Source organism: Vagococcus sp. JNUCC 83 (genome assembly GCF_053667615.1).
Map to the genome: position 1 here is coordinate 2,181,427 of NZ_CM132204.1, position 14,902 is coordinate 2,196,328.

The 14,902-nt window shown below is 32.9% G+C and carries 11 protein-coding genes, 1 pseudogene and 1 other annotated feature (1 of these 13 cut by a window edge); of the genes and pseudogenes, 6 read left to right on the forward strand and 6 right to left on the reverse strand.

Annotated features, from left to right (window positions below):
- Window positions 1-54 (forward strand) — a binding site (T-box leader) (it extends 140 nt beyond the left edge of the window).
- Between the two features lie 56 nt (window positions 55-110).
- The 4 genes from leuS (at window position 111) to pepV (ending at window position 6,533) form a co-directional block, all read left to right on the forward strand.
- Window positions 111-2,525 (forward strand): leucine--tRNA ligase, encoded by a 2,415-nt coding sequence (leuS, locus tag JNUCC83_RS10685; protein WP_454459962.1) that lies wholly within the window; start codon window positions 111-113, stop codon window positions 2,523-2,525.
- A 96-nt stretch (window positions 2,526-2,621) separates the two neighbouring features.
- Window positions 2,622-4,268 (forward strand): putative polysaccharide biosynthesis protein, encoded by a 1,647-nt coding sequence (locus tag JNUCC83_RS10690; RefSeq protein ID WP_454459963.1) that lies wholly within the window; start codon window positions 2,622-2,624, stop codon window positions 4,266-4,268.
- A 49-nt stretch (window positions 4,269-4,317) separates the two neighbouring features.
- Window positions 4,318-5,040, forward strand: coding sequence for a pseudouridine synthase (locus JNUCC83_RS10695; protein WP_454459964.1), 723 nt, complete (start codon window positions 4,318-4,320; stop codon window positions 5,038-5,040).
- Window positions 5,041-5,126: 86 nt separating this feature from the next.
- A complete protein-coding gene (gene pepV, locus JNUCC83_RS10700) occupies window positions 5,127-6,533 on the forward strand; it encodes a dipeptidase PepV (protein ID WP_454459965.1) in 1,407 nt (468 codons plus the stop codon).
- A gap of 176 nt (window positions 6,534-6,709) precedes the next feature.
- On the opposite strand, the pseudogene JNUCC83_RS10705 reads toward pepV, so the two are convergent.
- From JNUCC83_RS10705 to JNUCC83_RS10725, 5 genes and pseudogenes are all read right to left on the reverse strand, one after another.
- Window positions 6,710-8,015, reverse strand: a pseudogene (locus JNUCC83_RS10705) (ISL3 family transposase).
- A 204-nt stretch (window positions 8,016-8,219) separates the two neighbouring features.
- Complete coding sequence (locus JNUCC83_RS10710) at window positions 8,220-9,020, reverse strand: glycerophosphodiester phosphodiesterase (RefSeq protein WP_454459966.1); 801 nt, start codon at window positions 9,018-9,020, stop codon at window positions 8,220-8,222.
- A 91-nt stretch (window positions 9,021-9,111) separates the two neighbouring features.
- Entirely contained in the window at window positions 9,112-11,451 is a 2,340-nt protein-coding gene (locus tag JNUCC83_RS10715; protein ID WP_454459967.1) for an ABC transporter ATP-binding protein/permease, read from the reverse strand.
- 576 nt (window positions 11,452-12,027) lie between these two features.
- Window positions 12,028-12,396 (reverse strand): RpiB/LacA/LacB family sugar-phosphate isomerase, encoded by a 369-nt coding sequence (locus JNUCC83_RS10720; protein ID WP_454459968.1) that lies wholly within the window; start codon window positions 12,394-12,396, stop codon window positions 12,028-12,030.
- 167 nt (window positions 12,397-12,563) lie between these two features.
- Window positions 12,564-12,773 carry a CsbD family protein gene (locus JNUCC83_RS10725; protein WP_454459969.1) on the reverse strand — a complete coding sequence of 70 codons (210 nt, stop codon included), beginning with the start codon at window positions 12,771-12,773 and terminating at the stop codon, window positions 12,564-12,566.
- Between the two features lie 244 nt (window positions 12,774-13,017).
- Between JNUCC83_RS10725 and JNUCC83_RS10730 the strand changes: the two genes are divergently transcribed.
- Both JNUCC83_RS10730 and JNUCC83_RS10735 read left to right on the forward strand, forming a co-directional pair.
- Complete coding sequence (locus JNUCC83_RS10730) at window positions 13,018-13,404, forward strand: HsmA family protein (RefSeq protein WP_454459970.1); 387 nt, start codon at window positions 13,018-13,020, stop codon at window positions 13,402-13,404.
- A gap of 543 nt (window positions 13,405-13,947) precedes the next feature.
- The gene (locus JNUCC83_RS10735) at window positions 13,948-14,412 is read left to right on the forward strand and encodes a hypothetical protein (protein WP_454459971.1); all 465 of its coding nucleotides are present in this window, start codon (window positions 13,948-13,950) and stop codon (window positions 14,410-14,412) included.
- Window positions 14,413-14,638: 226 nt separating this feature from the next.
- On the opposite strand, the gene JNUCC83_RS10740 is transcribed toward JNUCC83_RS10735, so the two are convergent.
- On the reverse strand, window positions 14,639-14,824 hold the full coding sequence (locus JNUCC83_RS10740; protein WP_454459972.1) for a hypothetical protein: 186 nt from the start codon (window positions 14,822-14,824) through the stop codon (window positions 14,639-14,641).
- Between the last annotated feature and the right edge of the window lie 78 nt (window positions 14,825-14,902).

Consider the following 14,902-nt stretch of genomic DNA (forward strand, 5'->3'; position numbering starts at 1 on the left):
CTAGTTTATCTAGGCATAAATTTAGGTGGTACCACGTCAATTAGCGTCCTATAAAAACATAAAAGTGTTTTTATAGGACTTTTTTTTTATAAAATTTTAGGAGGAAGATCATGGCTTATAATCATCTACAAATCGAAAAGAAATGGCGCGACTATTGGAAAAAAGATCACACGTTTAAAACAGGAGAAGAAGCAGAGAAACCAAATTTTTATGCACTTGATATGTTTCCATATCCATCAGGACAAGGATTACATGTGGGGCATCCTAAAGGTTATACATCGACAGATGTCTTATCTCGTATGAAGCGAGCACAAGGCTTTAATGTTCTTCACCCAATGGGATGGGACGCGTTTGGTTTACCTGCTGAGCAATATGCGCTAGATACTGGAAATGATCCAGCAGAGTTTACTGAAAAAAATATTCAAACATTCAAACGCCAATTTGATGCGTTAGGATTTAGTTTTGATTGGGATCGTGAAATTAACACGACTGATCCATCATATTACAAATGGACTCAATGGATTTTTACAAAAATGTTTGAAAAAGGCTTAGCCTATGAAGCAGAAGTACCTGTTAATTGGTGTCCAGCATTAGGGACTGTTTTAGCTAATGAAGAGGTAATCGATGGGAAATCTGAACGTGGTGACCATCCAGTATACCGTGTACCAATGAAACAGTGGATGTTACGTATTACAGCATATGCTGATCGTTTAATTGATGATTTAGACTTAATAGATTGGCCAGAGAGTATTAAAGAAATGCAACGTAATTGGATTGGCCGTTCTGAAGGGGCGAATGTCACATTTAAAATTAAAGGAACAGACAAACAATTTACCGTGTTTACGACACGTCCAGATACATTATTTGGTGCAACTTACGCGGTAATGGCCCCAGAACTTGCACTGGTTCAAGAAATTGTCACATCAGAACAAAAAGACGCGATTGATGCGTACATAAAAGAAGCTGAAAAGAAAACAGATTTGGATCGTACAGAATTATCAAAAGAAAAAACAGGTGTCTTTACTGGAGCTTATGCAATTAATCCAGTCAATGGTAAAGAAATTCCGATTTGGATTGCTGATTATGTGTTATCAACTTATGGAACAGGTGCGATTATGGCTGTGCCAGCTCATGATGAACGAGATTATGAATTTGCAAAAACATTTGGTCTAGAGATTATACCTGTTGTAGACGGTGGCGATGTATCAAAAGAAGCATATACTGGGGATGGAGACCACATTAATTCTGATTTCTTAGATGGAATGAATAAAGAATATGGTATTTCTACTATGATTAAGTGGTTGGAAAAAGAAGGAATTGGCGAACAAAAAACAAGTTATCGTTTGCGCGATTGGCTATTTTCTCGCCAACGTTATTGGGGTGAACCTATTCCAATTATTCATTGGGAAGATGGAACGATGACAGCTGTTCCTGAAGAGGAGCTTCCATTAGTATTGCCAAAATCAAATGATATTAAACCTAGTGGAACAGGTGAATCGCCATTAGCTAATATGACGGAGTGGATTAATGTTGTAGATGAAAAAACTGGCATGAAAGGTCGTCGTGAAACGAATACTATGCCACAATGGGCAGGTAGCTCATGGTATTACTTGCGTTTTATTGACCCACATAATGACGAACAATTAGCAGATCCAGAAAAACTAAAAGAATGGATGCCTGTTGATGTTTATTTAGGTGGAGCAGAACATGCGGTACTTCATTTACTATATGCTCGTTTCTGGCATAAATTCTTATATGATATTGGAGTAGTGGAAACAAAAGAACCATTCCAAAAATTATATAATCAAGGCATGATTTTAGGTGAAAACAATGAAAAAATGTCGAAATCAAAAGGAAATGTGGTTAATCCAGATGATATCGTAGAGCAATATGGTGCTGATACATTACGTTTATATGAAATGTTTATGGGACCACTTGATGGCTCAATTGCATGGAGCGAAAAAGGGTTAGAAGGAAGTCGTAAATTCTTAGACCGTGTATGGCGTTTGTTTATCGACGAAAACTTTGTCTTACGCGATCGTATCACGAAACACAATGACGAAGCATTGACAAAAGTGTATCATCAAACAGTGAAAAAAGTGACAGAAGATTATACGAACCTACATTTTAATACAGCGATTTCTCAATTAATGACATTTGTAAATGAAGCTTATAAAGCAGAAGCGTTACCTGTTGAATATATGAACGGTTTCTTACAATTACTAGCTCCTGTTGCACCATTCCTCTCAGAAGAATTATGGGAAAGAATGGGCAATGAAGGATCTATCAGTTATGTCGCTTGGCCAACTTATGATGAATCAGCCTTAGTTGAAGACACAGTTGAAGTAATTTTCCAAGTGAATGGTAAAGTACGAGGAAAAGAAGTTGTAGCACGCGATTTATCGAAAGAAGAATTGGAGTCTATTGCTATGGGGCATGAGGCAGTAAAAAATCAATTAGAAGGTAAATCGATTAGAAAAGTTATTGTAGTACCAAACAAACTAGTTAATATTGTTGCAAATTAAAGTTAAGATTGTATTTAAATCATTTAAAAGTGTTTGCATAAACCTACAATAATCGATACAATTAGAGCAGTATAATGAAGAAAGTTGGTTAGAATCATGCCAAATCAAAACGCTTCTTTTGATGAGACTGAAAAAGAGTTGAATGCAAAGGAAAAAATGGTTCGTGGCTCTTTATGGATGACAGTAGGAAATGTTTTTTCTAGGTTATTAGGTGCAGCATATGTGATTCCATGGTATGCATGGATGGGTGAAGATGCTAATATCGCTAATGCACTGTTTACTAAAGGTTACAACATTTACGCTTTATTTTTAATGATTGCAACGGCCGGAATACCAGGTGCGATTGCCAAACAAATTTCACACTATAACTCGTTAAATGAGTATGGTATTAGTAGACGTTTGTTTAGACGCACAATGGTCATTATGGGAGTGTTTGGTGTCGTCTGTTCAGGAGTAATGTATCTATTTGCCCCTATATTGGCAGATGGCAATGCGGATTTAATTCCTGTGATGAGAGCACTTAGTGTGGCTATATTAATTTTTCCAATGATGAGTGTTATCAGAGGATATTTTCAAGGAAATCAAAACATGATGCCCTCTGCAGTATCTCAAATTATAGAACAAATTGCCCGTGTGTTTTACATGTTACTCATGACTTTTATTATTATGAAAGTCACAACAGGTGATTATGTGGATGCAGTTATCCAGTCAACCTTTGCAGCATTTATTGGTATGGTTGGGGCGTTTGCGGTATTAATTTGGTTCTATAGCAAACAAAAACATCGTATGGATTATTTGGTTGAAAATAGTTCCAATGAGGTCGAGATTTCTGAAAATCATTTGATTAAAGAGATGATTAAACAAGCCATACCATTTATTATTGTTGGTTCAGCAATTACATTATTTAAACTGGTTGACCAATACACCTTTGAGCGAATGATGGCTAGTTTTACTAATTATTCATCGAAGCAACTAGAATCGTTACTTAGTATATTCAGTGCAAATCCTGATAAGCTTGTAATGATAACAGTATCTCTAGCAACGGGAATGGCGATGACAAGTTTACCACTTGTTACAGAGGCTTATACTAAAAATGAAAAACCAGAGTTAGCAAAACTAATTAGTGACAATATTCAGTTATTATTGTTTATTATGATACCTGCTACTTTTGGTATGATTGTTTTAGCAAGGCCGATGTATTCTCTATTCTACGTACCAGATGCATTAGGAGTTAGTGTGTTAATAGAGGCTAGCTTAGTAGGTGTGATTATGGGATATTTTATACTTATCTCAACCACACTTCAAGGATTGTATCAAAATCGTCAAGCTATTTTATTATTAGGATTGGGATTGATTGTGAAATTAATTCTTCAATACCCGATGATTCGCTTGTTCGAAACCTATGGACCACTCATTTCTACTGCTGTTGGATTAGGTATATCAGCAGTGCTTATGACACGTTCTATTTATCGAATAACCAAATTTGATTTAGCAATGACAGCTAAGCGGATTTTATTAATTGTGATATTAGGTTCGATTATGTCATTAGTTACGTGGTTAGTACGAAATGGGTTGTACATGATACTTAATCCTGATAGAAAATTTCAAGCATTTATCATTATTATGGTTTGTGTCCTGTTTGGTGTTTTAAGTTATGGATGGCTCGTATTACGCGTTCGTTTAGCTGATCGATTACTTGGACCAAAGGCTAGAAAGTTTCGCCTGAAATTTAGAATAAAGTAAGAGAAAGGACATCTATTTAGGTGTTCTTTCTTTCGTTAGGAGATAAAAAATGCGTTTAGATAAATTTTTAAGCCATACTGGTTTTGGCAGTCGTAAAGAAGTGAAAGAATTATTAAAAAAGAAGCGAGTAAGTGTAAATCTAGACATCATCAAAGATGCCAAATACTCAGTTAATGAGTATGTTGATGAGGTAAATGTGGATGGTCAGTTGGTGATATATGAAAAGTTTGTCTACTATATGCTAAATAAGCCTAAAGGGGTTATCTCAGCCACAGAAGATCATTCAGATAAAACTGTTATTGATTTGGTGAGATCAGAAGATTATAAAAAAGGATTGTTTCCTGTTGGCCGATTAGATAAGGATACGACGGGTTTATTACTACTGACGAACGATGGTGTCTTGGCTCATAATTTACTATCTCCAAAGAAAAAGGTCCCTAAATTATATCGCGCGCTTGTACAGGGGAAAATAACAAAAGAAGACATAAATATCTTTGCCAGTGGAATCATTCGATTAGATGGAGATACCTGTCGACCAGCTAAATTAGTGGTAGAGTCTTTTGATGAGAAAAAAGAACAAACCGTTATTCAATTAGAGATTATGGAAGGAAAATATCACCAAGTCAAACGGATGGTAGAAGCAGTTGGAAAAAAAGTGTTAGAATTAGAGCGAATAAAGATGGCTAATCTGATACTAGATTCTTCTTTAAAGACAGGTGAGTACCGTTTACTTACTCAAAAAGAGATAGATGTATTAAAAAATAACGAATAAACTTGACTAAATATTAAATTATATTATCTAAAAGAATAAAAAAATGATATGATAAAGTGAGATGAAATCAACAGGAGGTATTTTGTATGACGATTGATTGGAGAAAAGAAGTAGAAGCACGCCGTGAAGACTTAATGAAAGATTTATTTACATTGCTAAGTATTCCTAGTGTTAGAGAAGATGAATTATCAACAGAAGATGCACCAGTTGGCCCTGGACCAAAAGCAGCGTTATTAAAATTTTTAGAATTAGGAGAACGTGATGGTTTTCTAACTAAAAATGTTGATAATATTGCTGGACATATTGAGTTTGGTGAGGGCGATGAGACATTAGGTGTTTTTGGTCACGTTGATGTTGTACCAGTTGGCCCTGGTTGGGATACAGACCCATTTGAGCCAGTCGAAAAAGATGGTCGTATTTATGCTCGTGGTGCAAGTGATGATAAAGGCCCGACAATGGCTGCATATTATGCACTTAAAATTATTAAAGAATTAGGCTTACCTGTTTCAAAAAAAACACGTGTCATTTTAGGGACTGACGAGGAAAGTGAATGGAAATGTATGGACCACTATTTAGAAGTGGAAGATACACCAGATTTCGGTTTTTCACCAGATGCAGAGTTCCCGATTATTAATGGGGAAAAAGGAAATACAACGATTTTAATTGAGTATCCTGGAAAAAATGAAGGCAACTTAACATTAGTTAAATTTGATTCAGGTATGCGCGATAATATGGTACCAGAAACAGCAACAGCTATCGTGGAAATTTCAGGCGACATCAATGCATTCGAAAAAGAATTTGAAGAGTATTTAACAACAGCACCTGTAACAGGTGCTGTTGAAGTGGTAGGTTCTACTGCGACTTTAACAGTTCATGGTAAAGCTGCTCATGGGGCGATGCCAAGTAAAGGGATTAATGCTGGTACTTATTTAGCAAACTTTTTAAGTTTTTATGACTTTTCAGGTTCAGCAAAAGATTATTTAACAACGATTGCTGATTATGTACACTTAGACACAGAAGGTAAAAACTTTGGTGTCAATCATGTAGATGATATTATGGGAGAGTTAACAATGAATGCTGGTGTATTCAAATTTGATTCTTCAAGAGATGATAACATCATTACGTTGAATTTCCGTTATCCAAAAGGTTTAACAGAAGAGATGATTTTTGATCGTATTGCTGAAAAAACAGCGAATTCTTCTGCGAAAGTGATTCAAAAAGATGGTGGAAAAGGTCCACACTATGTGTCACCTGAAGATCCATTGGTGAAAACTTTATTAGAAGTTTACGAAGATCATACTGGTCTTAAAGGTCATGAACAAGTTATCGGTGGTGGAACGTTTGGCCGTTTATTAGAACGTGGTGTTGCTTATGGTGCGATGTTCCCAGATAGTATCGATACGATGCATCAAAAAAATGAGTTTATCTCAGTTGATGATTTAATCAATGCAACAGTGATTTATGCAGATGCGATTTATCGTTTAATTAAATAAAACATATAATTAAGAGGCTTACCCAAAAGTAAGTTTTTAAATGAAAATCACTAAACTAACAAAACAGAAATCCCATGAAGTCAGTGTTTTAATGGCTCTTTGTCAAATAGGACTGATGAGTTGGATTTATAAGATGATAGATTTGAGATTATTCTCAGATTTATCATTTTTTTTAGTTATTTAATTTTAATAAGGTCGTTGATCAAGAAAATTCTTATGCGCATATTTGTAAATGAGTTGAATCCATAGGAAACTCTTTTAAGAGTTTTTATATGAGTATTCTTAGCCTCAAGTTTTCCATTGGAAAAACTATATTTTAGGGCGTTTCTAATACCTACTTCATAGGAAATCAGATTTTCTATTTTATCTCTAAATTGTGTATCCAAGCTATCAGGTAGATTTTTCAATAGTTCGAAAAAAGAATGCTCATCTTTGTTTCTAAAGTGATACATTAGTAAATGGAAGATGTCATAAGCTTCTTTTAGATCAGAAGAGAATGACAGTAGTCGATCAATCACCATAGATTCTGTTAAAAAAGGATACTTTGGAGAAGGAAAACTTCTCCAGGTCTTGAAGTTTGAAATGGAAATATTTGTTTGATTTTTTAGAAGTAATTTCCAGTTTGATTTTAATTTATTTGCTTTTGACTTTTTCTTGTTGGTAACTAATCTTTTCATTTCTCGGATTCTAAAATCATTAAAAGCGGTGTTCAAATGCTTTACAATATGGAATCTATCAATGATTAACTTAGCAGTAGGAAAGACTTTTTTAATTAATTGAAAATAAGCTGCATTCATATCTGTTACTAAAAATTTAACTTTTTCCCGTTCCTCCAACGGAGAGCGATTGAAGTAAGGGATAATTTTATCTAATTTCCTACTAGGTAAAATGTCCACTAACTCACCTGTTTTTCCATCAGCACATATGAAGCTCATTTTATCTTCATAACTAGCGTGAGATCTAAATTCATCTACCATTAAAAATTCTGGAAAGGACCGTGGTTTAAGTTGTTGTGGGAGTTGTGATTCAACTGACTTAAGAACTCTTAAAACTGTCGTTAAAGAAACGTGGCATTGTTTAGCTATAAATGTCTTAGAGACTTTCTCAGTTAATAATTCTAAAATCTTCAAAGTAATAAATTTACTGATATGACAGTTTTTTTTCAACAATAGAACACTGTGCCGTCCAATTGTGCGAACAACTTTTACAATGGAATCGTTGTTTCTTCAGTTTTAAAATAGTGGGCATATTTTGATAAGAATCTAACTGAATAGTTACTTCCTTTTTTCCATTTCTAACAACGATACTTTTCCCTTCATTATCAACAATAGTTGAACCACAGTTCCTACAAGCCGAAGGCATGGGAGAATAGACTCCAAAGATAACTAAAGTATTTTTCCCTTTAATTTTATATTCCTCCGTATTTGTTAAATCTAAATATTCATCTGTAATTCGTAACATTTTTTTGATATGATTATTCATGACATATTGTCCTTTCTATCTTAGATTTTTGGTGGTACTTAAATTTTACTAGATAGACGACATGTTTTATATTTAAATAAACTAAAAAAGGGCTGATGAATCAAAATTTGATTCATCAGTCCTTTAAATTATAGAGCCGTTTTAATAAACTGATTTCATGGGATTTTTCTATTTTAAGATTTTTGGGTCAGCCTCTTTTTGGAATTAATGAAAGAAGTAATGTGCATCTTTTTCGAGTTCAACGGCTTTTGCTGTATAGTTTGTAAAATAAGAATCAGCTCCTAGATTAATAGCTTTGTTAATATCGTCCATACTATTTAACGTCCAAAAGTTTGCTTGTTTATCAGCATCATGAATCATCTGAATTATTTCCTTAGACATAAATTTAAGGTTTAAAGATACTATGTCCACGTAACTCATTTGACAGGCATTTTTTGCTGCTACTTCATCTTTAGCTAATACTAGTGTCTTCATTTTAGGAAAGGTATGTTTCAATTTTTCTAAACTAGTTAAAGTTTGCGCTTGAACAGTCACTTGTTTTTCCATATCGTTTTGTTTAATGATTTTTTCAAACAAATCGACTTGTTTGTCATTTTCCTTTAGTTCAATGATATAGTGAGTTGTTTTTTTATAACGATCAAATACATCTTGTAGACGCAAAATATGGTTATTATCGCTTGTTCGCAGTTGATTAATTTCATCATCAGTCATATCAGAATATAATCGATTGACACCTGTGAGGCGTTTTGCACTGTTGTCATGAGACACGTACAGCGTTCCATCTTTTGATGTGACTAAGTCTTGTTCAATATAATGTGATCCATATAAAAGAGCTAGATCATATGCCGGAAAACTGTGTTCAGTTTCTTCTCCACTTGCTCCTCGGTGAGAGTATATGCGATCACTTATTTGATTAGTTGAATAAGTTTTGAATAGTATAATTAACAAGATGCAAGCAATAGCTAAAAGTGTGATTAATAAGTATAATTTTTTTTCATGAGACACCCCTTTTTATAGGTTATAACATAAAAAAAAAGAAAAAAACCATGGAATCTCAAAATAAAGAGATTCCATAGTTTGGTATATATATGATTGTTTAATCTGCTCTTAAGGCAATCGCAGCATCTTTCTTAGCAGCGATGCGTGCCGGGATGTGACCACCAATCATAGTCAGTACGGTTGAAATGATGACTAAGATAATCGCATGTTTTGGGTTAAGTTGTGCCACATTTTTTAAATCAGTTAATTTGTATAACAAATTATTGATAGGGAACGTTGCAGCGTAGGCAATAAATACCCCAAGTGATCCAGAGGCAATTCCTAAAATACATGTTTCTGCATCAAATACTCGGGTAATATCTTTTTTTCTAGCTCCTAAGGCTTTTAGGACACCAATCTCTTTTGTTCTTTCAAGAACTGAGGTGTAAGTAATGATACCTATCATAATCATACTTGTAACAAGAGAAATGCCAGCAAAGGCAATTAAGACGTAAGTAATGGCATCCATTAAGCCACCAGTTAATTGTGTCATTGTACCAGCTAAGTCTGTGTACAAAATTCTGTCCTTTTTGTCTTTTCCTTTATTGTATTTGTCCAAGTAGGTTAAGATGTCTTCTTTATCACTAAAGTTATTTGGATAAATTAAAATACTTGAAGGAATGCTTGTCCCACCGAGGTAAGCTAAAAGATTATCTTTTGCCTGAGCATCAAGAGTTTCGTTATTCATCACGTTTTTATCGCTATCGCGTTGAGCTTTTACAATATCAGATTGTTCGTTTTCTTCCACTATTTTTGCTGTTAGGTCATTACTATAAGCAAATCCAGGTGATAATAAATTCATACTAGAGGATGGTTTTATACGTAAAATACCACTAATACGTATGGTTGTGTTATCAGCATTATCATACATTTTTTTGTAGTCAGTATTTGGTATAAAGTTACCAGTCGGTATTTTTTGATAATAATTATTGTTAGAGATTAACTTAAATTCTTTTCCAATAATCTTATCAAAAGGAATCGGTTCATCTTCTTTAACATCCATTCCAATATTTTTTAATGAATTAATATTTGTTGAGTTTTGCTTATCTACAATTAACACAACATCTGTAGCAGACGCTGGATAATCACCAGCAATAACATTATAGTTCTCTTTTAAAAAGTCTTTTGAATCATTGTTTAATTTTGTTGGAAATGAAGATATTCCAACACCAGTCATTGATGACATAGTTTCTTCCATTGAGCCACCACTGTTTGGAGCAGCACTTGAAAAAGAAATAGGTTTGACGTCGTTACCCACTTCACCTAGTATATTCATAGCTACTGTTCTTGAATAACCAATACTATTGGTCAATGATGGATTAATATTTTTTATATAATCGATATATTCTTGATCAATCTTATTAATATGTTGAGATTTATCTTGTTCACTCAATTTTGGAAGAATATCTTTTTTATTTGAATACTTTGCTTTATCACTACCTAAAGCGTTTTTTTGATTCATCGACTGATCTGTGGTGACTTGTGAAATCGTAATAGGAAATTTAGAGAGTGTTTCTGTCTGTGTCTTATCAATTTGCATTTGAAAACCATTGGATAATGATAAAACAATCCCAATACTAATAATTCCAATACTAGAAGCAAATGCTGTTAATAAGGTTCGCCCTTTTTTTGTTCGTAAATTATTAAAGGATAACTTTAATGCTGTGAGAAAGCTCATTTTTGTACGTTTTAATTTGAAGCCATTTTCATGAGTTTCTTCAATATGTGGGTTGGAATCACTCTTTATTTTTCCATCAGAAAATTCAATAATACGATCAGCATAGTCATAAGCTAGTTCTGGGTTATGAGTGACCATTATGACTAATTTTTCTTCAGATAATTCTTTGATTAACTTCATAATTTGTAAGCTTGTTTCTGTATCCAATGCACCGGTAGGCTCATCACAAAGTAAAATATCAGGGTCATTTGCTAAGGCACGAGCTATAGCGACACGTTGCATTTGTCCGCCAGATAATTGATTAGGTTTTTTATGCATGTGTTCAGCTAGTCCCACTCGCTCAAGAGCCGCTGTGGCATGTTGTCGTTTCTCTTCTTTAGAGACACCGCTAAGAGTCATTCCTAATTCAACATTTTCAATAATTCCCAGGTGACTAATCAGATTATAACTTTGAAAGACAAATCCAATTGAATTATTACGGTAAGCATCCCAATCGCTATCTTTAAATCCTTTGGTGGACTTCCCATCAATAATCATATCACCAGAATCATAATTATCTAGGCCACCTATAACATTTAGCAATGTTGTTTTTCCAGAACCACTGGCTCCTAAAATAGCGACAAATTCTTGTCGACGAAATGATACTGATACCCCGTCGAGCGCTTTTGTGGTGGTTCCACCAACTGTATAATATTTTTTGATATCTTTTAGTTCGAGCATGTGGACATCCCTCTTTTCTTTGAGCGTAATAGTTAATAAATAGTTGCTAATAAACTAACTTTTATTATAACAAAGTTTTTTAGATATGCTATATAAAGAGGTTGTTATTAACAAAAAAGTTATACACATTTTCTGTGGACAATTGTGCATAACTTTTTAATAGACACAAATAAAGATTATATAGGTTGTTAAATTAAACTTTCAATATTAGGTAAATTAAGTGAAAAAAGCTGTTCGTGTGTAAATATAGTAAAAATTCTGTGGATAAGTCTGTGGATAATGTGTACAACTTTCAATAAAGCTTAAAAATCAAGGTTTTATATGTTAAAAACTTTCGTTGTGGATAACTATTATTATCCACAACGAAAGTTTTGTTCGCCAACTAGAATTACTTTACACTTCTAAATAGAAGTTATCAACATAAGAAAATTAATTTTGATAGACTTTGAATAGTAAGTTAATTTCAAAGAGAGTTATTTTCAAGTAAGATAGTTGGTTCAAGCTGTTGGAGGATTTTATATGCTGATTGTAAATATTCAGGACTCCCTTCAGAAAAGCCATAAGAAAAGTCTGTTTCTAAGAAAGTATCGGCCATTTTTTTTTTGCTAAATAGGGTGTTATAATTAACCTACCCATTGCCAGTACATTAGCATTATTAATTTTTCTTGCTAACGTAGCCGTTTCGATACTTTCACATAAAGCAGAATAAACGCCAGTAAATTTATTAGCTACAATGTTAACTCCCATGCCTGTTCCACAGAAAATAAACCCACGATCATATTCTTTATTGGCTATTGCCTTGCCAACTTCAAAGCCAACAGAGTAGTATGCTTGTTCGCTATTTTCAGTAATATCAGTTACTTCAACCCCTTTGTTTGATAAATATTGTTTAACTTCATTTTTTAATAATAATCTTGAAGGATCGGCACCCATAATAATTTTCATGATTTTCTCTCCTTTTTATTTCTATAATACGTACAATTTAAATATGTCTGTTTTTGTTTTATAAAAAAACATAATGTATGTAAAATGATTTTATTTGATGATTAATTATTAGTTATAAAACAATAAAAAAAGTGAATCTCAGTATCAAGATTCACTTTTTTATTGTTTTATTGTTTATTTTCATGTTTTTTAAATTTGTCTTTTACATCATCTACAACTTCTTCAGTTTCTTCTTTAATTTCAGAGGAAACTTCTTTTACTTTACCTTCAGCTTCTTTTAAAAGGCCTTTGCGCTTCAACTTATCATTGTTTGTTACATCTCCAGCAGATTTTTCTACCTTACCTACTACTTTGTCAATTTTTCCGTTGTCAGTCATATTAAATTCCTCCTATTTATAGTTAGATTGTACTCTTACTATATAATAAAAAAGCTAAAAAAAACAAATAAAAGCCCTTTCTATTTATATATTTTATATGAGTATGTATTAAATGAACAAAATATTAAAAATAAATGTGAAAAAGAATAACCCATCTATTTTTTATTGACTAGTGACATTTTGTAACTACTTCATCATCATAAGTGACAAAATGTCACTTTATAAAGAACAAGGAGAGATGAGTATGAGTAAAGAACTAATTTTTGCAAGTTTAGTTATGATAATTGCATTAATTTCCTATAGTCTGGGGGTATTTGGTGAGCGTCGGACAGGAACGATTCAGTTAAAGCATATTCTATTTTTTGTGGGAGGTTTGATTTTTGATTCAACGGGCACAGCATTAATGAATCAAATTGCGTCAGAAAATTCCGGTTCACAGTTTGGGTTACATCAATTAACAGGTGGTGCGGCCTTAATTTTAATGGGTTTTCATTTGATATGGGCTATTGTTGTGTATAAAAAAGGAACCGAAAAAGCAAAAAATCAATTTCACAAATTTAGTTTAGGTGTATGGACATTATGGGTCATTTCTTTTATTTTAGGAATGCTTGTAGGGATGGGGATTATTTAAAGTAGAATGGATTGAGTAAAGACTGATTAGGAATTCCTATTAAGATAGTAAGTAAAACAAAAAACACCCATTAACTGAATAACAGGTGTCACCACGGGGTATAAGGTATTAAATGTTTGGAAGTATCCGCGGTTGGTAAAATAAAGGTAAGTTCATAATACGATGTTTTTATATAAAAGTCAAGGGAAATAATGAAAAAACCTCTAGCAGAATTTACTAGAGGAAGGAGTATATTCTTTATTGTGGGAGAATAAAGAATACATGATTAGGAGTTATACAGTAGAATAAAAAGATATCTCTGTACTATGAGTACTTCCTCTATTGTGGGAATAGAGGAAGTTATATGAGTGGCAGGAATTGAACCTACATAGTTTATCAATCAGCCCGTATGCTTTAACACCCATTATTAATGTATCTGAAATTAGTATAGTGTTTAAAGCTTAAATGAACCTTTAAATAATATGAAGATTATATTTTTTCGACTAACTCTGAAGTATTTTAGTGTTATGATTAACTTCATAATTTAAATAAGGAGGGAAATAAATGTTAAGTGAGGAGAAAATAATACCTATTTTAAATAAATGGACGGATATATTAAGGATTCAGCATCAATGGGATATTGATATCTGCTTACTAGATACGGATGATTTTCAGAAAACGGGAGACATCAAAATTGATGTAACAGATAAAAAAGCCATCATTTTGTTAAATAAACGAAATCCTAGAGAAGAAAACATGGAAGAAGTGATTGTTCATGAACTTCTTCATTTAAAACTATACCCGTTAGATCAATTAACAGAAACATTGATTGATAATCATTATGATGACAAAACAGCTGCTTACCACGTCATATATGAGCAATTTATGATTTCTTTAGAAACAACAGTTGAGGAATTAACTAAATGTTTTTTAATGGAATTTGGAAATAATGATCTTTTGTCTTTTGGACGGGTCAAAGAAATGAAAAGTTTCGAAGAACTATTTGGGGGCCTAAAAAATTCAGAATAAAAAACCTCTAGCAAATTTTGCTAGAGGACGGAGAGTTGTTAAATGATTTCGGGATTAAATCATTTAACAGGATTTGAAGTAAAATGAAAAAATATTTAGCACATGTTGGATTTTTCCTCTTGTGGGAGTTAGAGGATGTTAAATAATTATTTAACTGTCTATATCATAATACGGAAAGCTTAACTTAACCTTAAAAAAGTAAGATGAAAAAAAGATAATGCTGAAATTATTTTTTCTTTGTCCTTGTTTCAACGAGTTGAGGGTCATCTGGCAAAATAATGTTAAAGGTATTTTGTTGTAAAGAGACTATTCTTTCTTTAAGAAAATCATTATTCAAGATAATTTCTTTTTCAATATCACTTTGGGTATCGTTAAAAGTCACTGGTTGGGCGGGTACTATATTATCTGACATAAATATCCCTCTTTTCTTTTATTACTACCATTTTAACATATATATAGATAAAAATGTTTAAGAAGACTTCATAACAGA

Bases quoted from the DNA above. Each gene is read 5' to 3' on its own strand.
- leuS (WP_454459962.1), top strand. From the start codon at position 111: ATGGCTTATAATCATCTACAAATCGAAAAGAAATGGCGCGACTATTGG.
- JNUCC83_RS10690 (WP_454459963.1), top strand. From the start codon at position 2,622: ATGCCAAATCAAAACGCTTCTTTTGATGAGACTGAAAAAGAGTTGAAT.
- JNUCC83_RS10695 (WP_454459964.1), top strand. From the start codon at position 4,318: ATGCGTTTAGATAAATTTTTAAGCCATACTGGTTTTGGCAGTCGTAAA.
- pepV (WP_454459965.1), top strand. From the start codon at position 5,127: ATGACGATTGATTGGAGAAAAGAAGTAGAAGCACGCCGTGAAGACTTA.
- JNUCC83_RS10715 (WP_454459967.1), bottom strand. From the start codon at position 11,451: ATGCTCGAACTAAAAGATATCAAAAAATATTATACAGTTGGTGGAACC.
- JNUCC83_RS10720 (WP_454459968.1), bottom strand. From the start codon at position 12,396: ATGAAAATTATTATGGGTGCCGATCCTTCAAGATTATTATTAAAAAAT.
- JNUCC83_RS10725 (WP_454459969.1), bottom strand. From the start codon at position 12,773: ATGACTGACAACGGAAAAATTGACAAAGTAGTAGGTAAGGTAGAAAAA.
- JNUCC83_RS10730 (WP_454459970.1), top strand. From the start codon at position 13,018: ATGAGTAAAGAACTAATTTTTGCAAGTTTAGTTATGATAATTGCATTA.
- JNUCC83_RS10735 (WP_454459971.1), top strand. From the start codon at position 13,948: ATGTTAAGTGAGGAGAAAATAATACCTATTTTAAATAAATGGACGGAT.
- JNUCC83_RS10740 (WP_454459972.1), bottom strand. From the start codon at position 14,824: ATGTCAGATAATATAGTACCCGCCCAACCAGTGACTTTTAACGATACC.